Annotated in this window: 18 protein-coding genes; 11 read left to right on the top strand and 7 right to left on the bottom strand. The window is 69.5% G+C overall.

Going from position 1 to position 19,746, the window contains the following annotated elements; all coding sequences use genetic code 11:
• Positions 1 to 144: 144 nt before the first annotated feature.
• Both ON27_RS28080 and ON27_RS28075 read left to right on the top strand, forming a co-directional pair.
• Positions 145 to 951 (top strand): ArsR/SmtB family transcription factor, encoded by an 807-nt coding sequence (locus ON27_RS28080; RefSeq protein WP_043734180.1) that lies wholly within the window; start codon positions 145 to 147, stop codon positions 949 to 951.
• A 144-nt stretch (positions 952 to 1,095) separates the two neighbouring features.
• Positions 1,096 to 1,542: a nitroreductase family deazaflavin-dependent oxidoreductase gene (locus tag ON27_RS28075; protein ID WP_051047055.1), complete on the top strand. Its 447-nt coding sequence runs from the start codon at positions 1,096 to 1,098 to the stop codon at positions 1,540 to 1,542.
• Positions 1,543 to 1,544: 2 nt separating this feature from the next.
• Here the strand turns inward: ON27_RS28075 and aroQ are convergent, their stop codons facing one another.
• The gene (gene aroQ, locus ON27_RS28070; RefSeq protein ID WP_043734179.1) at positions 1,545 to 1,994 is read right to left on the bottom strand and encodes a type II 3-dehydroquinate dehydratase; all 450 of its coding nucleotides are present in this window, start codon (positions 1,992 to 1,994) and stop codon (positions 1,545 to 1,547) included.
• A 40-nt stretch (positions 1,995 to 2,034) separates the two neighbouring features.
• Complete coding sequence (gene abmR / locus ON27_RS28065; protein WP_043734178.1) at positions 2,035 to 2,631, bottom strand: ATP-binding transcription factor AbmR; 597 nt, start codon at positions 2,629 to 2,631, stop codon at positions 2,035 to 2,037.
• A 418-nt stretch (positions 2,632 to 3,049) separates the two neighbouring features.
• Between abmR and ON27_RS28060 the strand changes: the two genes are divergently transcribed.
• Complete coding sequence (locus ON27_RS28060; protein WP_043734176.1) at positions 3,050 to 4,687, top strand: NTF2-like N-terminal transpeptidase domain-containing protein; 1,638 nt, start codon at positions 3,050 to 3,052, stop codon at positions 4,685 to 4,687.
• Here ON27_RS28060 and ON27_RS28055 read toward each other — a convergent pair whose 3' ends face one another.
• Genes ON27_RS28055 through ON27_RS28045 form a run of 3 tightly spaced genes read right to left on the bottom strand, consistent with a single transcriptional unit; the run spans position 4,688 to position 7,708 of the window.
• A complete protein-coding gene (locus tag ON27_RS28055) occupies positions 4,688 to 5,059 on the bottom strand; it encodes a DUF3054 domain-containing protein (RefSeq protein WP_043734201.1) in 372 nt (123 codons plus the stop codon).
• 35 nt (positions 5,060 to 5,094) lie between these two features.
• Positions 5,095 to 6,183, bottom strand: a complete 1,089-nt coding sequence (locus ON27_RS28050; protein WP_043734175.1) for a lysylphosphatidylglycerol synthase transmembrane domain-containing protein — start codon at positions 6,181 to 6,183, stop codon at positions 5,095 to 5,097.
• A 4-nt stretch (positions 6,184 to 6,187) separates the two neighbouring features.
• On the bottom strand, positions 6,188 to 7,708 hold the full coding sequence (locus ON27_RS28045; RefSeq protein WP_174377891.1) for an adenylate/guanylate cyclase domain-containing protein: 1,521 nt from the start codon (positions 7,706 to 7,708) through the stop codon (positions 6,188 to 6,190).
• A gap of 206 nt (positions 7,709 to 7,914) precedes the next feature.
• Here ON27_RS28045 and ON27_RS28040 point away from each other — a divergent pair, with 206 nt between their 5' ends.
• From ON27_RS28040 to ON27_RS28020, 5 genes are all read left to right on the top strand, one after another.
• Positions 7,915 to 9,132: an AI-2E family transporter gene (locus ON27_RS28040; protein ID WP_043734199.1), complete on the top strand. Its 1,218-nt coding sequence runs from the start codon at positions 7,915 to 7,917 to the stop codon at positions 9,130 to 9,132.
• On the top strand, positions 9,092 to 10,285 hold the full coding sequence (gene macS, locus ON27_RS28035) for a MacS family sensor histidine kinase (protein WP_051047054.1): 1,194 nt from the start codon (positions 9,092 to 9,094) through the stop codon (positions 10,283 to 10,285). The genes ON27_RS28040 and macS overlap by 41 nt, the downstream gene beginning before the upstream one ends.
• A gap of 19 nt (positions 10,286 to 10,304) precedes the next feature.
• Positions 10,305 to 10,970 carry a response regulator gene (locus ON27_RS28030; RefSeq protein WP_043734174.1) on the top strand — a complete coding sequence of 222 codons (666 nt, stop codon included), beginning with the start codon at positions 10,305 to 10,307 and terminating at the stop codon, positions 10,968 to 10,970.
• A 120-nt stretch (positions 10,971 to 11,090) separates the two neighbouring features.
• Positions 11,091 to 11,735 (top strand): DUF1707 SHOCT-like domain-containing protein, encoded by a 645-nt coding sequence (locus ON27_RS28025; protein WP_043734195.1) that lies wholly within the window; start codon positions 11,091 to 11,093, stop codon positions 11,733 to 11,735.
• A 183-nt stretch (positions 11,736 to 11,918) separates the two neighbouring features.
• Positions 11,919 to 12,287: a MerR family transcriptional regulator gene (locus ON27_RS28020; protein WP_043734172.1), complete on the top strand. Its 369-nt coding sequence runs from the start codon at positions 11,919 to 11,921 to the stop codon at positions 12,285 to 12,287.
• Here ON27_RS28020 and ON27_RS28015 read toward each other — a convergent pair.
• Positions 12,284 to 13,474: a helix-turn-helix domain-containing protein gene (locus ON27_RS28015; RefSeq protein WP_043734171.1), complete on the bottom strand. Its 1,191-nt coding sequence runs from the start codon at positions 13,472 to 13,474 to the stop codon at positions 12,284 to 12,286. The two genes, ON27_RS28020 and ON27_RS28015, sit on opposite strands and share 4 nt — an antisense overlap.
• Before the next feature lie 354 nt (positions 13,475 to 13,828).
• On the opposite strand from ON27_RS28015, the gene ON27_RS28010 reads away from it, so the two are divergent.
• Both ON27_RS28010 and ON27_RS28005 read left to right on the top strand, forming a co-directional pair.
• Positions 13,829 to 14,296, top strand: coding sequence for a hypothetical protein (locus tag ON27_RS28010; protein ID WP_245560232.1), 468 nt, complete (start codon positions 13,829 to 13,831; stop codon positions 14,294 to 14,296).
• Positions 14,297 to 14,436: 140 nt separating this feature from the next.
• Positions 14,437 to 16,833: a DUF2339 domain-containing protein gene (locus ON27_RS28005; RefSeq protein ID WP_245560230.1), complete on the top strand. Its 2,397-nt coding sequence runs from the start codon at positions 14,437 to 14,439 to the stop codon at positions 16,831 to 16,833.
• Between the two features lie 37 nt (positions 16,834 to 16,870).
• Here the strand turns inward: ON27_RS28005 and ON27_RS28000 are convergent, their stop codons facing one another.
• Positions 16,871 to 18,406 (bottom strand): FAD/NAD(P)-binding protein, encoded by a 1,536-nt coding sequence (locus tag ON27_RS28000; protein WP_043734169.1) that lies wholly within the window; start codon positions 18,404 to 18,406, stop codon positions 16,871 to 16,873.
• Between the two features lie 206 nt (positions 18,407 to 18,612).
• Between ON27_RS28000 and ON27_RS27995 the strand changes: the two genes are divergently transcribed.
• Entirely contained in the window at positions 18,613 to 19,731 is a 1,119-nt protein-coding gene (locus tag ON27_RS27995) for a LuxR C-terminal-related transcriptional regulator (protein ID WP_043734190.1), read from the top strand.
• The last annotated feature ends 15 nt before the right edge of the window (positions 19,732 to 19,746 follow it).

Raw genomic sequence — 19,746 nt, 5'->3', positions numbered from 1 at the left:
CCCCTGACCTCTGTTCCCTACCTCCGACCTCGCAAAGCAGCCGCTTTGCGAGGTCGTTTCGTTTTCCGGGCTTGATATGCAGCCACAAGGCTGCATATCCTTGAGAAAGGCAGCCGGAAGGCTGCGTGTTTCGAAAGGCGGGCGATGGACGAGGTGTTCCGAGCACTGGCTGACCCGAACAGGCGGCGGCTGCTGGACAGCCTGAATGTTCACAACGGGCAGACGCTGCGCGAGTTGTGCGCCGGACTGGCGATGGCTCGCCAGTCGGTGAGCAAGCATCTCGCGGTGCTGGAGGCGGCCAACCTCATCACCACGCGGCGCAGCGGCCGGCAAAAACTGCACTACCTCAATGCCGAGCCCATCAACGCCATCGCCGACCGCTGGATCAACCGGTACGACCGTGCGCGGGTGAACGCACTCGCCGACCTGAAGAGAGCGCTGGAGGAACAACCGATGGGCGACACCACTTTCGTCTACAAGACCTACATCAGGACCACCGCCGAGAAGCTGTGGCAGGCGCTGACCGATCCGGCGTTCACCAACCGCTACTGGGGTGCGAGCTTCGACACCGACTGGCGTCCGGGTTCGGAGATGATCTGGCGCCAGCAGGACTGGACCAGCAAGGACCCCGAACAGGTCGTGCTCGAGGCCGAGCCCTACTGCCGGCTCTCCTACACCTGGCACACCTTCGACCCTGCCTTCGCCGCCACCTTCGAGATGGACCCCGCAGACGTCGCGGCCTGGTCGCGCGAGCCGCGGTCGAAGGTGACCTTCGAGATCGAGCCGCACGGCGAGGTCGTCGAGTTGACGGTCGTGCACGACGGCTTCCAGCCCGGCAGCCGCGTGCTGGACGCGATCAGCGGCGGCTGGCCGAGCATCCTGTCCAACCTCAAGACGCTGTTGGAGACCGGCGAGACATTGCCCGACCAGGACGCTGCCGTGCAGTCGTGATCGACGGCGGAGAAGGGCGTCGACGGGGCTTCGGCCGCCGTGGCCACAGAGGCCGGTCGATAGAGAGCAGTGCTCTTGACTTGACCGCGCACTTCGTGGAACACTTCTCTCTATAGAGAGCAGTGCTCACAACAAGGAGTGGTCATGGACCTCAGCACCCGCTACATCGGCCCCGCTGGATTCGACGCGATCTTCAACCGGTTCGCCAATCTGCTGCCCAAGCTGGGCGTCAGCGTGATGGGGTCGCGACTGCTCGCGGTGCGCGGGCGCAAGAGCGGGGAATGGCGCACCACGATGGTCAACCTGATGGTGCGCGAGGATGGTGAGCGTTTCCTCGTCGCGCCGCGTGGCCACACGCAGTGGGTGCGCAACCTCCGCGCCGCCGGCGGTGGCGAGCTGCGGCTCGGACGCAAGGTGGAAGCGTTCACCGCCACCGAGGTGCCCGATGCGGACAAGGTGCCTCTGCTGCGCCTCTACCTGCGGAAATGGGGCTGGGAGGTCGGCAGGTTCTTCGAGGGCGTGACCAAGGACGCCACCGACGAGGAACTCGCCGCCATCGCGCCGGGTTTCCCGGTCTTCCAGCTGAAGTGAGGTCAGGCCGGGCGGGCCAGGAACTCGACGGCGGCGGCATAACCCTGAATGCCCATTCCCGCGACCACCGCCGTGGCGATCGAGGAGATGTAGGAATGGCGCCGGAACTCCTCACGCGCGTGCACATTGCTGATGTGCACCTCGACAATGGGGATTTCCGGGATCACCAGCGCGTCCCGTAGCGCCACCGAGGTATGGGTGAGTCCGCCGGGATTTATCACGATGCCCGACTCGGCGCCGCGCGCCTGGTGGATGCGATCGATGAGCGCACCCTCGGAATTGGACTGGAAGGCGACGACCTCCCGGCCGAACTTCGCCGCGGTCCGCTCGCACAACGCCACGACGTCGTCCAGCGTCGCCGGCCCGTACACCTCCGGCTGCCTGGTGCCGAGCATGTTGAGGTTCGGGCCGTTCAGAACCAGGATCGGGCCCGGCGTCGCGGTCGCAGCCATGCACAACAAATTACCGCGCCGCCGGACCGGGCCTGACCGCCTACAGTCCTTGCGGACCTTCCGAGCGCAGGTCGTCGACCTTGCGCATGGCCTCGCGCAGTTCCTCCAGCCACGTCTCGGCGTGCTTGCCCGCCAGCTTCACCGTCCATGCCAGGGCGTCGGCGCGGGAACGGGCGACGCCGGCGTCGACCAACGTGTCGAGAACCTTGCGTTCGGGCTGACGCAGACGGGTCATGACGGGGACGGCCAGGTGGGTGAACAGGATCTGTTCGCCGTCCACGGAGACGCCCCAGGCCACATTGCGCCGGTAGCGGTGCTGTGCTTCGTTCGCGATCTGCATCCGGGCGGGACGGGTGGACTCGCGGAATCGGGCCACCGCGCCCTCCTTGGTGGCGCGCGGCACTTCCTCGGTGGGGGCCTCCGCGTCGTCGGTGGCCGCCTTCTCCGGTTGCGGAATCGGCAACTCGCCGATGACGACGATCTCGTCGCGGTCCACCTCGATCACCGGCGGACCGGTGAACCAGTCATCCGGCAATCTTCCGGCGAACCAGTCGGGCACGTCCGAGGGGTCCGGCAGGTCGGCTTGCTGCCAGCCGCCGGTCCGGCCGAAGCCCCGGCCGCGGTGCGCGTTTCTCATGGCGAGTCACCTACTTACTGTGATGCGTTGCTTTCATTGATTACAAGATTACTTCGCAATATCGGTATGGTGGTTCCGCTCTGTGCGAACAGGGACCCGATTGCTTCGATCCGCGCCGTCCGGGGTATTTATTGATCTGAAACGTCTAGTGCGGTGGTAACCGCGCGGCTTTTCCTGAAGGCCGGTACGGTAGCGGCGCCGGTTGCCGCCGACCGGCTGGACGATGATCATGAAAGGCCACCCGAGATGCGAGATCTCGGGGCACAATTGGGATGCTGAGCATGGGTAACGTCCTCGCTACGGAGGCATCGCGGTCTGGTCTTAATCGGGTACGGTGGTCTTGTTACTGGAGTGACAAGAGTGAAGAGTGGGCGACATGGACGTGTGGGGATCCCGCCGCTTTCGTGTTCGCGGCGCAATGGCACTCATGGGGGTGGCGGCGCTCGCGCTCGGGATCGGGTCGTGCGGGATACACGAGAAGCAGAACGAAGCCGAAGCGGTCGTGGAGCGCTTCACGGATCTGCTCGATGATCAGGACTCTACGAAAGCGGCAGACCTGACGTCGTACCCCAGCGCGGCCTCGGCAACTCTCAAGCAAATGTTCAGCGGCCTGCAGGGCGGCAAGGTCGACTATCGCAAGACGCAGTTCATCGGCCTGGACGCGCAGTCGGCGATCTTCAGCATGGACGTCGAATGGAGCTTCGGCGAGAAGAAGAACTGGAACTACAGCGTGCAGGGCAATGTGCGCAAGCTGGCCATCGGCTGGCGGATCTCCTGGGAGCCCGCGGTCGTGATGCCGCAGCTCGCGCACAACCGGACGGTGCGCCTGGTGCGCACGTATCCGACGCCGGCGCCGCGGGTCAACGACATCGCCGGTGCGCCGTTGATGACCGAGCAGGTGATCAACGTGATCAAGCTCGACCCCGCCAAGATGCCCGATCCGGTCGCGTCGACCGACGCGCTGGCCAAGGCCATCGAGCCGGTCGCGCCGCTGATCACCGGGCCCGCCCTGATGCAGCAACTGGCCACCTCGCAGGGCAAGCCGATCGTCGCGGTGAATCTGCGCGAGGGCGACTTCGCGATCCTGGAACCGCGGATGGCGCCGATTCCCGGCGTGGTGATGGAGAAGCAGCCGCGGCTGATCTCCGCCGACCGCCGGGTCTGGTCGCCGATGCTGGACGCGCTGCGCAAGGTGCAGCAGGAGAGCCAGGAGGCGCATTCCGGATGGGGCGTCCAGTTGTTCGAGCAGGACGGCCGGTTCATCACCCAGCTCGCCGGTCAGCAAGGGCCGCCGGGACCGGACATCGCGGGCACGATGGACCAGCGCTTGCAGCGGGCCGCGGAGGACGCGGTGGTCAGCGTCGCCACGCAGGCCTCGATCGTGGCGATCCAGCCCTCCACCGGGGCAGTGGTCGCCACCGCGCAGAACAGTCAAGCCAGCGAGCACGGTTCGGTGGCGTTCACCGGGCTGTACCCGGTGGGCGGCACCATGGAGCTGTTCCGCGCCGTCGCGGCGTCGGCGAAAGGCAAGGCGCCGCAGGACGTCTCCGTGCAGGACGTGGCCGAGGCGGCGACCGCGCTCGGCGTCGGCATCGACTTCAAGGTGCCCGGCCTGGACGAGGTGACCGGCCGCCTGGCCACCGCGGGGCGCAGCGCCGAGCAGGTGCTCCAGGGCGGCGGCTCGGACGCCGTGCTGGCCAGCCCGTTCGGCATGGCCATCGCCGCGGCGACGATCGTGCGCGGTGCGGTGCCGCCGCCGATGATCGAGGCCGGACGCCCGAGCGCCACCGACGCCGAACTCGCCCCGCTGCCACCGCAGACCGCCGACCGGCTGCGCGGCATGCTGCGCGAAGCCACGAACGCCCCGGAGCTGGCGAGCGTGCGCCGCTACCGCGATGTCGACGCGTTCGCCGCGACGGCGGGCCCGGACGGGTGGCTGATCGGGTCGATGGGCGATCTGGTCTTCGCGATCCACATCAACGACGTGGACAGCAAGGACGCGACGGCGCGGATGGCGGCCAGGATGCTGCAGGCGCTGGCGACTCCGGACCCGTGATCACCGCACGGCTTTGTACACCGCGCGCCAGCCGAGCAGGAACAGGGCCAGTACCACCCCGGCGACCAGCACGAAGCTGACCGCTGTGCCCTGACCGCCGACCACGCGCAGCAGCATGCCCCCGACCAGGGTGCAGGCCCAGATCACGACCCCGGCGGGCCACAGGGCGGTGCTGTCGAACCGCGCGTCGCCCGCGGCGGCGCGCCGCCGGAGCGCCACGACGACGAGCCAGCCCAGTGCCAATCCGGTCGCGAACGGCCACACGGTGCGCAGCAGTCCGGCGAGCACCGCCTCGTCGTGACTGCGCCTGCCGATCGCGCAGAACACGACGACCAGCAGCGCATCGAGCAGCAACGGCAGCGGTTTCCTCACGCGGGCCAGCGTAACCGGGCCCGGAGGCGGCGGCGTCACAGCCGCCGCTGCTCGAACTCCTTCTCGAACTCCGCGTCGTCGGCCTGCGGTGTGCGGAACAGGAACAGGAACAGGATCCAGCCGACGATCGCCACCAGGATGAAGCTCACCATCCGATAGACGAACGCCGCGGCGACCGCCTGCGCGGCGGGCAGGCCCGCGGCGGCGGTGAGACCGTAGATCAGCGTCGCGTCGACGTAGACGATGCCGCCCGGCGCGAAGGGGATCGATCCGACCGCCTTGCCGACGGCGAACGCCAGCAGCAGGCCCGCGATGCGTGGATCGGCGCCGACCGCGTAACACGCCGCGCCGAGACAGGCCACGTCGGCGAAACGGTGCACCAGCGCCCACAGCGTGACCAGGACGCCGTCGCGCTTGCCGAGTTCCACCGACTCCAGTTGGGCGAGCACGTCGGCGATCTTGTTCACAGCGTGGTCGGGCGGGCGTTTGCGCAGCCGGTTGGCCAGCGCGAGCAGTTTGCGCAGTAACGCCTCGAGCGAACCGGGATTGCGCGAGACGTGATTGCCCGCCCACACCAGGGCGACGACGGCGGCCAGCGACAGGACCAGCTTCAGCGGGCCGATTCGCCCGCCCGCCAGCAGTGTGCCTCCGACGCCGAGCAGGGCCAGGCCCGCCGCGGCGACCACGCCGGAGAACACCAGCTGCCAGGAGGCGACGATGGGACTGGCGCCCCAGCGCCTGGTCTGCCGATAGGTGAACGCGGTGGAGAACACCTGGCCCGCGGGCAACGTCACCGACATCGCCGTCGCGCCGTAGACCACCGCGACGGACCTGCGCTGACTCACCGCGACGCCGCCCGCGCTGAGCAGTTGTTTCTGCACCCTGGCGAAGCCGCTCATCGACACCGCCTGCAGCCAGATCGCGCCCGCGAGCCAGCCCCAGTGGATCTCGGTGAGTTCGCGCCAGGATTCGTGCAGGCGCGGCCACAGATACACGCCCTCGGCGATCAGCACGGCCAGCAGGGCCGCGCCCAGCACCCATTTCAGCCAACGGAATCTGCCACGGCGGGAACCCGCCGTGGGCGGCGGCGCAGGATCTCCTGCCAATTCCCCGTCGGCCGTCACGCCGTCAGCCTAACGAACGCGCCGTTTCGACATCGGTATCGTCGGCCGCGTCGGCCCGTTCTCGTGGCCAGGCCAGCAGCGTTTTCCTGCGTCTGCCGCGCAGTTGCACCTCGTCGCCGGTCTCCCACTGCTCCTGCTCGCTTTCCTCGGCGAAATACAGCGCGCTGCCCGAGGCAAGCGTCCGTCCGGGACGTTCTTTGGCCAGTTCGGTGAGCCGGGACGCCTCGTTGACCGGATCTCCGATCACCGTGTACTCGAAGCGGTTGGCGGCGCCGATGTTTCCCGCGACGGCCAAGCCGGCGGAGACGCCGATGCCGATATCGAGGCCGGGCACCTCCCGGAGGGTCTCGCGCAGTTCGCGCGCGGCGGCGAGCGCGGCGGTCGGCGCGTCCGGCCGGTCCAGCGGGGCGCCGAAGATGGCCAGCGCCGCATCGCCGACGAACTTGTTCACGAAGCCGTGGTGCCGGTCGATCACGTCCACCACGATGCGGAAGAACTCGTTGAGCAGGCTCACCACCTCGGTGGGCGGCCGCTCCGCGGCGGTGGCGGTGGAGCCGACCATGTCGACGAACAGCACCGCGACGAAGCGGGTCTCACCGCCGAGTTCGGTGCCGTAGTCCAGCGCCCGCTGCGCGACCTCCTCGCCGACGTGCTGGCCGAACAACTCCTGCAGCTGGCGGCGCTTGGCCGCCTCCTCCATCATCCGGTTGAAGCCGACCTGCAGCAGGCCGATCTCGCTGCCGTCGAAGACCTCGACCTGCACGTCGCGCGCCCCGGCCTGCACCCGGTCGATGGCTTGACTGAGCTGGCGCACCGGGTCGGAGATGCTCGAGCCGGTGAGCATGGACAGCGCGAGCGCCTGCATGATCACCACGCCGCACAGCAGCAGGATGGAGATGGCCAGCGACTGCGCGGAGAATTTCACGTCCGAGGAGATCTGGGTGACGCACAGCAGCACGATGGCGATGGTGGGGGCGAAGGTGCCCATGCCCCAGGTCATCGCCATCCTGGTGCCGACGCCAGGGGTGAGGGTGTGGTCGAAGGTGCCCTCGGTGAGCGCCTGGGCCGCGACCGGCCGCAGGATGCGTTCGCCCAGCATGTAGGTGAAACCGAACACGATCGTCGCGGCCATGCATTCGGTGACGATGACCGCGCCGGCCAGCGCGGGCGTGTCCCTGATGATCAGCGCGGCCAGCACGGCACCGCCGATCAGCCACAGCGCCAGATGCAGGATCGCCTGGCGCAGCGGTGCGTGCAGCGCGGCCATCTGCTCCTGGCGGCTCGGCGGTCCGCCGCGCATCTGCCAGCGCATCACCGGGCGCAGCATCAGCGCGGACGCGGCCATGCTGAGCAAGCCGCCCGCCACGAACACCACGGCCGGGATCAGCAGGCCGGTGCGCCTGGCACCGGAGGGCTCGCCCTCGGGGACGGGTAGCCCGTACTGGATGAAGGCCCACACCAGAACCGCGCCGAAAGCGTTCGCCAGCAGCATCGATGTCAGGTACAGCGGCCAGCGCGTTCGCATGGTCTGTTTGACCGCTTCCAGAGGCGCCGACACGGGGTCCAATCTAGCGTTTCGATCATGTCGGCATGTCCGCGGCGCTGGCCGCCGGTCGCGCCGACGCTGATCGCGGACAGGGTTCGGCCGAGCCGGATAGGCTCACCGAGGTGACCGACCCGAAGTCAAGTCCAGAGCGGAGAATCACGCTGGCCCGGCCCGCCGCGGAGACGGTGCACCCGGTCGTCCGGGTGTCGGCGGAGTGGGGCTGGCGGCTGCTCGTGCTGTTCGCGCTGGCGATCGCGATCACCGCGATCGTGCAGAAGCTGGCGACCGTGGTCATTCCGCTCGCCATCGCGCTGCTGGCGGCGGCGCTGCTCGCACCGCTGGTGGATTGGATGCAGCGCTTGGGCGTGCCGCGCGCGGTGGGTGTCTTCGTGGCGCTGGTCGGGTCGATCGGCGTGGTCGCGGGCATCATGACGTTCGTCGTCGAACAGTTCGTCGCCGGTGTGCCGCAGTTGTCGAACAAGTTCACCGACAGCATCCATCAGATCCAGGACTGGCTGATCAACGGCAGGCTGCATCTGAGCAACGAGCAGATCCGCAATGCGGGCGATGCCATCGTCAAGGCGATCCAGTCCAATCAGGAGGGCTTGACCAGTGGAGCGCTCACCACGGCCACGGTGATCGGCGAACTGCTCACCGGCGCGTTCCTGACGCTGTTCATCCTGATCTTCTTCCTCTACGGCGGTGACCAGATCTGGGAGTTCGTCACCAGGATCGTGCCCACCGACCACCGGGAGCGGGTGCGCACCGCCGGGCGACTCGGGTTCGGCACGCTGGTCGGATTCGTCCGCGCGACCGTCGTGGTCGCCGCGGTGGACGCCATCGGCATCGGCGCCGGACTGGCCATTCTCGGGGTGCCCTTGGCGCTTCCGCTGGCTTCGCTGGTGTTCATCGGCGCGTTCATCCCGATCATCGGCGCCTTTCTCGCCGGGTTCATCGCGGTGTTCATCGCGCTGGTGACCAAAGGGCTGGTCACCGCGCTGATCGTGCTCGGCATCATCATCGCGGTCATGCAGCTCGAGGGCCACGTGCTGCAACCGCTGCTGCTCGGCCGGGCGGTGAGCATCCATCCGCTCGCCGTGGTGCTGGCCATCACGGCGGGCATCGTGATCGGCGGGATCGCGGGCGGTCTGCTCGCGGTGCCGTTCGTCGCGGTGATGAACACGGCGATCAGATCGCTGCTGGAGGCTCCGGAGGAGCTGTACGAAGAACTGCGGACCGGCGAGGAGCATCACGGGCTGTACGCGGCCGAACCCGATCGACCCGATCCCGGCCGGTTCGACGTGGCCGCGACCCTGATGGAGGCGACGCGGAAACGGGCGGCGCAGAAGAAGGCGGAACTCGATGACGAGGCGCGAGCCGACGACGGCACCGCGAAGGACTGAGCTGCGCGCGGCCGACGTGGCGACCACCCCGCTGTGGCGGGCCGCGCAGGCGCTGCGGCTGGTCACGCTGTTGTACGCGGTAGGTCAGCAGATCGCCTCGGTGCCGTACTACACGAACCAGCGGTTGAGCTGGGTGCTCATCGCGCTGATGGCGGTGTGGTCGGGCGCTTCGGCGATCATGCTGTCGCAGTGGCGTCTGCCCGAGGTGGCCCGGCTGCGCACCTGGGTGGTGATCGGCGACCACGTGGTCGTGATCGGGCTGATGGCCGCCACCCGGCTGGTCGCCGATTACGGCTGGTACCACGGCCATCAGACGCTGCCGACCACGCTGTGGGCCACCAACGCCGTGATCGGGGCGGCGATCCTGCGCGGACCGTTCGCGGGCGTGCTGTCCGGGGCGTTGATCGCCGCGGTGTCGTTGACCGTGCGCGATCAGTGGGGCGAGGACGTGTGGGCGGACGCGACGGTGCCGGTGCTCGTCTCGGTGGGCCTGGCGCTCGGGTTGGCCGCCAACACCGCTCGCCGCGCCCAGGACCAGCTCGAGCAAGCGGTGCGCCTGACCGCGGCGGCCGAAGAACGCGAACGGCTTTCCCGCGAGGTGCACGACGGGGTGTTGCAGGTGCTCAGCTACATCAAACGCCGTGGCAGCGAGATCGGCGGCCCCACCGAGGAACTGGCCCTGCGCGCCGGTGAGCAGGAGGTGGCGCTGCGCGTGCTGATCACCGAGCAGGCCGATCACCGGGACGCGGGCGGAGCCGAGGTCGATCTGCGGCCGCTGCTGACCGCGCAGTCCACTCCCACGGTGTCGGTGTCCACGCCGGGCGATCCGGTGCGCGTCGGCCGCTGGGTGGCCAACGAGATCGCCTCGGCCGTGGCCACGGCGCTGTCCAATGTGGCGCTGCACGCCGGGCCGGATGCGCGAGCATATGTGTTGTTGGAGGACACCGGCGACGAACTGGTGATCAGTGTGCGCGACGACGGCGTCGGCATCCCGCCGGGCCGGTTGGCCGAGGCGGAGGCCGAAGGACGGATGGGGGTATCCCGGTCCATCGTCGGGCGGATCGCGGCCCTGGGCGGCAGCGCGGACCTGCTCACCGAGATCGACGGCGGGGTCGGGTTCGGCACCGAATGGGAATTCCGGGTGCCGAGATGAGCGCAGACGGGAGGTGCGAATGACGGACAGAGCGGCCGAGTCCATTTCGGTGATGGTGGTGGACGACCACCCGATGTGGCGGGACGGCGTCTCCCGCGATCTCGCCGAGGCCGGATTCCAGGTGACGGCCACAGCCGACGGCGTCGGCTCGGCGGCCAGGCGCGCGGCGGCGGTGCGCCCGGACGTGGTGCTGATGGACATGCAACTGCCCGACGGCAACGGGGCCCAGGCCACCGCCGAGGTGCTGCGGGTGTCACCGCGGAGCCGGGTGCTGGTGCTGTCGGCGTCGGCCGAACGCGACGACGTGCTCGACGCGATCAAGGCGGGCGCCTCCGGATACCTGGTCAAGAGCGCGTCGGCGGCCGAGCTGATCGATGCCGTGCGCGCCACCGCCGCCGGTCAAGCCGTGTTCACGCCGGGGCTGGCGGGCTTGGTGCTCGGCGAGTACCGGCGGATGGCGACCGCGCCCGCGCGACCGGATGAGCCGCATCGGCCCGCGCTCACCGAGCGGGAGACGGAGGTTCTGCGGATGGTGGCGAAAGGGTTGTCGGCGAAACAGATCGCGGCGCGGCTGGGCCTGAGCCATCGCACGGTGGAGAACCATGTGCAGGCGACGCTGCGCAAATTGCAGCTGGCGAACCGGGTCGAATTGACCCGCTACGCCATCGAACAGGGGCTGGAGTAGCCCGCGCGAACACCCGCGAATCAGGGATCGCCCTGATGCGGCCGCGGTCGCGCGCTCGGTAACCTCGATCGTATGGGCGGCCCCGAATCGGTATCCAATGCGGTCGGCTCCGGCGGCGCGGTGGGCGACCGGGAACTGCGCGTGTCCGACGCGGAGCGCGAACACGTCGGTCAGCTGTTGCAGCGCGCGGTCGGCCTCGGCATGCTCTCGCTCGGCGAGTTCACCGAGCGGATGGACACCGCGCTGGCCGCCAAGACGCGGGGCGAACTGAACGCCGTGCTCATCGATCTGCCCGGCGTCCGCCTGGTCGGGCAGCCCGCCGCACCGCGGTCGGCGTTCGTGAACTCCGCGCCCACTTTCCCCGCGCGGCCCCATCCGGTTGCCGGTCCGAATCCCGCGGGCAACGTGATCCGTTCGCGCATGTCCGGGGTGAACCGCCGCGGGCCGTGGCAGGTGCCGCCCAGGCTGTATCTGAACAACTGGATGTCCGGGGTCACCCTGGACTTCACCGAGGCGATCATGTCGACCCAGGTGGTGGAGATCCGCGTCGACGACTTCTGCGGTTCGCTCACCCTCATCGTGCCCGCCGAGGCCACGGTGGACCTGAACGGGCTGGAGCTGATCGGCGCCGGCGTGAACAACAAGGTCCGCACCGGGCCACCGCTCGGCCCGCTGCACCTGGTGGTGCACGGCCGCATGCGATTCGGCTCGGTCACCGCCAAGCATCCGTTCATCGCGCAGTGGCGGCGCTTGATCGGGCGCTGAGCCGACGGCGTCGGTCCGCCGCGGCGAGCGTCGGTCACCGTACGTCGGCCCGCGACGGGCGCGTGGTGGTGGATGCGGCTAGGTCCGACCGGCCGGTTCGGCGTCTGCTCGGCGATGATCGGGCCGGTGCTCGCGCGCTGCGCGTAGTACGTTCGAGCCCGGACGGGAAAGGCCAGGTGGCACATGAGGATCGGAGAACTCGCCGAGCGCACCGGCGTGAGCGAGCGGTCGCTGCGCTACTACGAGCAGCAAGGCATGCTGGCCTCCGATCGCACACCCGGCGGTCATCGCGAGTATCCGGAGCGGGCGGTGGACCGGGTCATCCACATCCAGGAGCTGCTGGCGGCGGGGCTCACCAGCAAGAAGATCGCGCGGATCCTGCCCTGCATGCGGGACGCGGACGGCGGTCCCAACGAGTACGCCACCCCCGCCCTGGTCGATGAACTGCGGACCGAGCGGGAGCGGATCACCCGCACCATCGACGATCTCGTGCGCTCGCGCGACGTGCTGGACGAGGTGATCGAACGAGCAGGCGAACGGCGAGCGACCTAAGTGTTGACCCCGATCCGGCGGGCGAACGCGCGCAACGGAACCTTCCGGTCGTGGTCGAGCAGCTCGGTGACGATATGACGGGGCAGCGTCTGGTATTTCAGCCAGTCCGCGCCGCCCACCCGTTCCGCGGTCAGCAACGCGTCCAGCGCGCGCTGGTGGCGGCCGGTGCGGGTGAGCGCGACCGCCGTGTCGGCCAGGTGGCGTGCCCGCGAGGCTTGCGGGAGGCTGCCGTTGGCCGGCATTTCCTTGGCGGCGGCCAGCGCCTCCGGGTAGCGCTCGGAGGACACGTTGACGTCCACCGTCTGCATCACGACCTGGGAAGGGCCGAAATAGGTCTCGTAGTCCTGCCGATCCGTGCCGATCCGCAGCGCGACCTCGCTCGCCGTCTCGACCAGCGACATCGCGTCGTGCACGTCCTGTGCGCGGCCCGCCGCGGTCGCGCCTTGCAGCACCAGCGAGCCGTAGGCGGACAGGTGCGAGGGCGTGACGTCGCCGGTGGGCTCCAGGTTCGCGGCCGCGTTCAGCGCGACGCCGCGCGACTCGTCGTAGCGGCCCTGCACCAGCAACTGCCAGGCGACCGAGCCGCGGATGGTGGCCAGCAGTAGCGGGTCGTTGCCCAGCTCGGCGGCGGCGAGTGCCTCGCGGATCGCCAGGAACGCCGGGTCGGTCTGGCCGAGATGCACCAGCGTGCATCCGGTGACCCAGTACATCCTGGCCAGCAACTCGTTGGCGGGCGCGACCGAGCCGTTGCGCGCGGCGTGCACGGTGGCGCGCAGCTGCGTCAAGCCGGGTGGAAGGATCGAGGTCAGCAGTTCGTAGCGGCCCGACCAGTAGGCGCCCCAGGCGTATTCGACCGCGCGGCGACCGTCGTCGAGACTGACCGCTTCCTCTTCCTTGGTCTCGCCGAGCAGGTCGTCGACCGGCGTGAGGGCGCGGCGGATGGCCACGATGCCCGCGTCCGGATTGGCGGACGGCACGCCGTGGCGCTTGCCGATCAGATCGGCGATGTCCACGTCCAGGGCCCGCGCGATCTTCTGCAAGCTGGCGATGGAGGCGGTCTGACGGCCGCCCTGCTCGAGTTTGCGCACCAGATCCACACTGACCCCGGCTTGGTCGGCGAGCTGGCGCTGAGTCAGCGCCTTGCCGCGGAACTGGCGGATGCGCACTCCGATCGACGATTCGTCCATACCCAAGTCCTTTTGTTAAATCTGGGTTTCAGAGTACGACGCTATGTTATCCGGTACGAACGAAGTGGGACATTGCGTACGACTAGTTCGCTGCTGGTTGGAATACCGTTGCCTTTCTGCAACTTTGACTGCAAAGGGCGGCGGCGATGAAAATCATGCCGAATACCACCGTGCAGGCCCGGCGCGCCGATCGCGCGCGGCGGCCCGGCGCACAGAGCACGCGACCGGCGCGCCACAGCGCTCCTCGATCGCTACGCCAGGTCAGCGCTTTCCCCGCAAACACCAGAACACGGATGCGCGACCAGCGCGGGTTGCTACGCCGAAAGCTCGTTTCGACCGAATTCGGCTTCTGTGATGCGGGGTGACACGATGTTCGAGGGCTGTCACACTCCCCATGAAATAGCGCATCTACTGCGGCATACCTACGGGCTGCCGGTCCAGCTTCTCGCCGGACGCCCGAGCGTCACCACCGGTTCGATCATCGGGGCGATCGTCATGCCGCCGGAATTGGGCCGGAAGGTCCTGACCCACTTGGACCGCAACCACACCGCACCCGTGATCGCCGACCCCGGCGAACGCACGTGGACGTTTCTCGTCACACCCCCGAGTCCCGCTCGGCCGGTCGAGGTCGCGGTCCGGCGCTGCCTCGCGGCGCACGAGGTCACTGTGGTCCCCGGCGGTCGCATCGTCCTGCTGCCGAGCTCCGATTCGGCGCTCGGCTGGCACTGGGCGGGCGAGCCCGCGCCGGGCGTCCTGCGCATGCCGCCTCGTTCCGCGGTGATCGAGGCCGTCCACGAGGTCATCGGTTTGCGCGCCTACTGACCACCTGGCGCGACCGGCCCGCATCCGACTGCCCGGGTGCGGGTCGGTCGGGCGAGTCACCCGCACGCCGGGTAGAACTCGGCTGTCTACCGGGGGTAACTACTCATGCCCGCGCGGGTCGCGGAAATCAGCATGAAGTCATGACTACCTCCATCGATCCGGTGCTGCTCGCGCGGATCTCGGGCGAGTTCACCACCTTGGGGACGCAGCTGGGCGTGCTCGGGCGGGATCTGGAGCTGCTGCGCGAGCAGGTGGCCGCGGGTTCAACCGAAATACAGCGCGATCCCGGCCTCTCCGTTACTCGGGGTGCGCCCCTGCCCGGGGCAGGGCGCGCGTCCGGCGAACCGAGTGCTCCGGTTTCTGCGAGTCCGGTGCCCGGCGGCCAGCCGTTCGGTGCTCCGGGTGCTCCGGTGTCCGGGAGTTCGGTGTCGGAAGGGACCGGCGGCCGGTCGTCCGGTGTGCCAGGTGCTGACGTGCCGGGGAGTTCGGTGCCCAGTGGGACTGATGAGCAGCCACTCGGCGGGCCGAGTGCTCCGGAGCCGGGACGTTCGGTGCCCGGCGGCCAGACGTCCGGCGCACCAGGGGAGACCGGGTCCGGCACCAGCGGCGGTCCCGTCGCGGGGCCGTCCTCGGAGGCGACCGGTTCCTCCATGAGCGGCGGGTCGCGTTTCGAGCCCGCACCCTCCGGCGCGGTACCACCGGTGCCGCCTTGGCCCGGACATACGCCGACGGCCGGTATGCCGGTTCCCCCTCCGCAGCCCGTCTATGCTCCGCGTTTCACCCAGCCGCCGGGCGGCGCATGGGGAGGGGGAGCGCCGTGGCCGCAGAACGCGCAGGCACCGATGCGGGGCGCGGTGCCGCCTCGTCCGCCGGTCCCCCCGCGCGTGCGGCCACCCGTGCCGCACACCCCGTGGTGGCAGCGCGACGGGGTGATCAGCCGGATTCTGGCGCTCGCCGGTGTCGCGGTGACGCTGATCGGCGTCGCGATGCTGCTGGTATTGGCCGCGCAGGCGGGATTCTTCGGGCCGGTGCCGAGAGTGGTTGCCGGGGCGATCTTCTCGGTGGCGCTGGTGGGTGCGGGCGTGCGGGTCTTCGGCCGGACCGGTGGGCGGGTCGGCGGTATCGCATTGGCGGTTACCGGCATCGCTGGCGCTTATCTCGATGTGGTCGCGGTGACCGCCATATACCAATGGCTGCATCCGGTGCTGGGGCTCGCCGTCGCGTTCGGTGTGGCGGCCGCCGGTGTCGGGTTGGCGACGCAGTGGCGCTCCCAGCCGTTCGCTGTGCTGGTGGTGCTCGCCGCGGCGGCGTTGTCTCCGGTGCTGACCACGCGGCTGGTGCTGCTGGCGTTCTTGATCGTCCTGCAATTTGCCTGCGTGTCGGTGCAATTGACCCGGAACTGGCCGTATCTGCACGTGGCGCGGACCTTGCCCGCCGTGCTGGCGACGTTCGCGTTCGCCGCGGGGGCGATCCTCGGCACTCCCACGGCTCAGGAGCGCAGCTGGGTGCTGGTGGCCGCCGCGGCGGTCGCGGTGGTCGGAATCGCCGGGACCATCGTCGTCGTCCGGCGCCGGGCCGACGATGTCACCGCCTCCTTGACGATGGCGGCGGCGCTCGTGCCCATTCTCGTGGCTCCGGGGATGTACGAGCAACGGCTGGTCACGGTGTCGGTCGCGGCGGTCGCCGCCGCGGTGCTCCTGCTGGTGGCCGCGGTGAGCACAGTGCCGAAACTGAATGCCGCCGTGCGGGTGCCAGGCCACACCGCCCTCGTGGCCGCCGTCGCGGGCGCGATCGCCTTGTTGGAGGTGTGCGTCGGCGCGACCGAGACCCGGACGCTGCCCGCCGCCCTGTTCCTGGTCGCGATAGCCTTCCTCGGCGTGGCGGGCCAGCGGACCTCCCGTGCGGCGGCGGGCATCGGCGTCGCGTTCGCTGTGCTCGGCGGTCTCGCGTTGCTGAACGTCGCGAGCCCGGAGATCCTCGCCGCACAGCATCGCTCGGAGGCGAACCTGGGCGTGGCGACCGTGCTCGGCGCGGTGCTCGCGCTCGGGGTGGTCGCGGTCGCGCTGTGGTGCGCGCGACGACTGCCCGGCGCGTCCGCTGGCAGTGAATGGCAGTGGATCACCGCGAGCCTCGCGGGGCTCTACGCGGTGACCGCGACGACCGTCTCCATCGGTGTCGCGACCGGTACGCCGAACGGGTTCCTCGTCGGCCACAGCGCCGCCACCATCCTGTGGATGGCCGCCGGGACGGGCGCGCTCCTGTTCGGATTGCGCGAGCTCGCCGCCGCGCCCGCCGTCGCCAAACTGGCCTTGGGCTCGGGCCTGCTGGTGACGGCGGCCGCGCTGGCCAAACTCTTCCTCTTCGACTTGGCCACCCTCGACGGCCTGGTTCGCGTCGCCGCCTTCCTCGTGGTCGGCATCCTGCTGCTCTTGGCCGGAACCCGCTACGCCCGTGCCTTCGCCGACATCGGAACGCGGCGCGATCCCGCCGCGCCGTCCGACACGACGCGGCCGGAGAAGCCCGACGATGGTCGCTGAGCTGCGCTCGGACGCGAGATGTGATCGCCCTCGCGGATCACAAGGGGGTCGTGAGGTGGCTTGCGAGAATCGAGGCTTCGGCGGCGAGGCCGGGCGGGTTGGTGGCGATGAAAAGCGAGTCGGCGGCCAGGTTGCCGAGGACGTGCCAGGTGGGATCCGGGTGGTTGCCGACGAGGAGGCGGCGGGCGCCGGGTTCGGCGCGCAGCCCGCCGGTGGGCGCGAGTTCGGCCGCTCCGGTGGCGATCAGCGCGCTGAGCAGTGGTTCGGTCTCCTGCGGCGTGGTGTAGGCGGGAGGGTTGACCGCGTTGAAGACCACGTCGGCGGTCCATGCGGTGCCGTCGAACACCGTGAAACCGCCACCGGATCGCGCCTCCAGCTTCGTGACGCCCGGCCGCAGCCGCAACTGGCCCGAATCCAACAGGCGCAGCAGGATTCTCGCGTTGTGCGGCACCATCGGCGAACTCAGGCTGCTGATGGTGCGGAAATGCCGCTCGCGCAGCATCCTGCGATCGTGCTCGGCCAGCACGGGCCACAGGATCGGACCCATGGTCCGGATCGCCATGGTCAGCAGGCGGCGGCCCAGATGGGGAGAATCGACCGCGGCCAACTGGCGGCGCAAGCGGGCCGCCGGTTCCTCGGTCTCCGTCTCCAGGATTTCGGTGGCGAAGGAATCGAATTCCTGCCCCGCCTCCGCCAATTCGGCGCGCATGAGATCGACCAGCCGGGTGAAGGGAACCGTGCCCTGCGCGGCCGGTTCCAGCGCCCGGGACGGCGTGAGGTGCTTCGGCGCCAGCGGCAACGGGCGCTGCTGAACGTAGGGCAGCACGCCGCTGCGGGAGAGGAAGCTGATCGGCCCGCTGTGGCCGTTCGCCGTCAGCGCCGCGGCGATATCGACCGCGGTAAGTCCGCTGCCGATGACCGCGACGTGCGCGCCGGGCGCGATATCGGTCGATGTGGTCGCCAGCGGGTACGGCTCGTTCACGTATCCGGGTGCGCCGGCCAGCCCGTAATGGTCACGGGGACGGCCGCTGCCGACGCACAGGACGGCGCGGTCCACCGGATGACGGCCGCCGTCGTCGGTGCGCAGCACAGCGCTGCCCGCGCGGCTGAAGCCGGTGACCCGAGCGTTCACCACGCTCACCCGCCAGCCGTGGGCACGCAACCGCGAGATCGCGGCATGCGCGGTCTGCTCCAGATACTCGCCGTAGACACCACGCGGAACAAGGGGAACTCCCAGACCTTCATCGAAGTACCTTTCCAGGTCGTCGCCGCGCTGTAGCCGTTCGATGGCGCGGGCGGTGGACGGCGCGATCGGGTCGTCGCCATGGCCCGCGGCGGCACCGCGCTTGCCCAGCCAGCGCTCGTAGTGGCCGCGGTCGTCCGCGCGCGCCGACATCAGGGCAGGCGGCGCGTTCACCCGCACTGCCTCCAGGTCCGGCTGATACGGTCGGCCGCGCCAGACGGCGGGGGAGCCGTCGAACACGGTGATGCTGCCGGGCGCCCGATCGGTAGCGGCGATCGCGTCGAGCAACCCGACCGCTGCCGCGCCCGCGCCGATGATGCCGATATGCATGGTGTCTGCCTGCTTTCGTCCAGATGCGCGATGAGCACAGCCGCGGGGTGGCCTTGTTCCGACTGCCTTCGCTGTGCCCGACCAGACTCGCCCGGCTTCGGCTGATCCCGGCATCCCCCGATCAGGGGGAATTCCGGCGGGGGCAGACGGCTTATCCCTCATATGCGGGATGGCGGGTGAACGGGCTGGACAGCAGGATGGCGAAGATGACCACGCCTACTCGGCGCGCTCTCGACGCGCTGTGCACCGGCATCGCGCAGGCGCCCGACGCGCACGCCCTGTTCGCCGAAACCTCGGCCCGGTTGCGGCGGATCGCGCCGTTCGACGCCGCCGTGTGGGTGGCCACCGATCCGATCAACGGGCTGACCACCGCGCCGGTGCGGGTGGAGAACCTGCACGAGGGCGGCTGCGGAACCTACTGGGAATCGGAACTTTTCGCCGAACATGTCAACCTCTTCCGTGATCTGGCGCGTGCCCCGGTGCCGGTAGCGGGGTTGCGTGAGGTGACCGGCGACCAACCCTCCCTGAGCCCGCTGTACCGAAACTTCATGTGCCCCCGCGGATTCGAGGACGAACTGCGCGCCGTGCTGCGCGTCGACGGGCAGCCGTGGGGGCAGCTGAGCCTGTTCCGTGAGCGCGGCCGCAAGCCGTTCCGCGCCGCCGACATCGAGTTGGTCAACGCGCTGTCGACACCGATGGCCCGACGGCTGCGCAGCTTCGCGCAGCCGTCGCAGCCGTCGGCGGCGCACCTCGCCGACGCGCCCGGCATGCTGCTGTTCGACCAGACCGGCGGTCTGGTGTCGCTGGATGACGAGGCTCGTCACCTGCTCGCCCAGATGCCGCCCGGGCCGACGAAGCCGACCGCCACCGGTATCGAATTACCGCTGCCCGTCTGGATTCTCAGCACCGCGGGCCGTGCCAGATTGACCGGGGAGAGTTCGCGCATCCGCATACGGTCCGGCACCGGCCGTTGGCTGGTCTGCCACGCCTCCTGCCTGCGCGATGCCGACGGGCGTCCGGGGATGACCGCGATGGTGATCGAACCCGCCAAACCCTCGGAGGTCATGTCCCTGGTGGTCGCCGCCTACGAATTGACCACTCGCGAATGGGAAGTCACCGAACTGATCGCCCGTGGCTTGTCCACCGGCGATATCGCTGCCCAGCTCTTCCTATCCGCGCACACCGTCCGCGACCACGTGAAGGCGGTCTTCGACAAGGTCGGCGTCACCAGCCGCGGCGAACTCGTCGCCAAACTCTTCACCGACCACTACGAACCCCTCGCCGCCCGCAACACCGTGCGGGTGCTGGACGGCGAGGCGAGCTAGGCGCGGCTACCGCGC

This window comes from Nocardia asiatica NBRC 100129, assembly GCF_000308415.1.
In the GTDB taxonomy this organism is placed as follows: domain Bacteria; phylum Actinomycetota; class Actinomycetes; order Mycobacteriales; family Mycobacteriaceae; genus Nocardia; species Nocardia asiatica.
This window is presented reverse-complemented; position numbering and strand designations above follow the sequence as displayed.

Excerpts from the sequence above, each read along its gene's own strand:
- ON27_RS28080 (WP_043734180.1), top strand. The coding sequence starts at position 145 with ATGGACGAGGTGTTCCGAGCACTGGCTGACCCGAACAGGCGGCGGCTG.
- ON27_RS28075 (WP_051047055.1), top strand. The coding sequence starts at position 1,096 with ATGGACCTCAGCACCCGCTACATCGGCCCCGCTGGATTCGACGCGATC.
- aroQ (WP_043734179.1), bottom strand. The coding sequence starts at position 1,994 with ATGGCTGCGACCGCGACGCCGGGCCCGATCCTGGTTCTGAACGGCCCG.
- abmR (WP_043734178.1), bottom strand. The coding sequence starts at position 2,631 with ATGAGAAACGCGCACCGCGGCCGGGGCTTCGGCCGGACCGGCGGCTGG.
- ON27_RS28060 (WP_043734176.1), top strand. The coding sequence starts at position 3,050 with ATGGCACTCATGGGGGTGGCGGCGCTCGCGCTCGGGATCGGGTCGTGC.
- ON27_RS28045 (WP_174377891.1), bottom strand. The coding sequence starts at position 7,708 with ATGCGAACGCGCTGGCCGCTGTACCTGACATCGATGCTGCTGGCGAAC.
- macS (WP_051047054.1), top strand. The coding sequence starts at position 9,092 with ATGACGAGGCGCGAGCCGACGACGGCACCGCGAAGGACTGAGCTGCGC.
- ON27_RS28030 (WP_043734174.1), top strand. The coding sequence starts at position 10,305 with ATGACGGACAGAGCGGCCGAGTCCATTTCGGTGATGGTGGTGGACGAC.
- ON27_RS28020 (WP_043734172.1), top strand. The coding sequence starts at position 11,919 with ATGAGGATCGGAGAACTCGCCGAGCGCACCGGCGTGAGCGAGCGGTCG.
- ON27_RS28015 (WP_043734171.1), bottom strand. The coding sequence starts at position 13,474 with ATGGACGAATCGTCGATCGGAGTGCGCATCCGCCAGTTCCGCGGCAAG.
- ON27_RS28010 (WP_245560232.1), top strand. The coding sequence starts at position 13,829 with ATGCGGGGTGACACGATGTTCGAGGGCTGTCACACTCCCCATGAAATA.
- ON27_RS28005 (WP_245560230.1), top strand. The coding sequence starts at position 14,437 with ATGACTACCTCCATCGATCCGGTGCTGCTCGCGCGGATCTCGGGCGAG.
- ON27_RS28000 (WP_043734169.1), bottom strand. The coding sequence starts at position 18,406 with ATGCATATCGGCATCATCGGCGCGGGCGCGGCAGCGGTCGGGTTGCTC.
- ON27_RS27995 (WP_043734190.1), top strand. The coding sequence starts at position 18,613 with ATGACCACGCCTACTCGGCGCGCTCTCGACGCGCTGTGCACCGGCATC.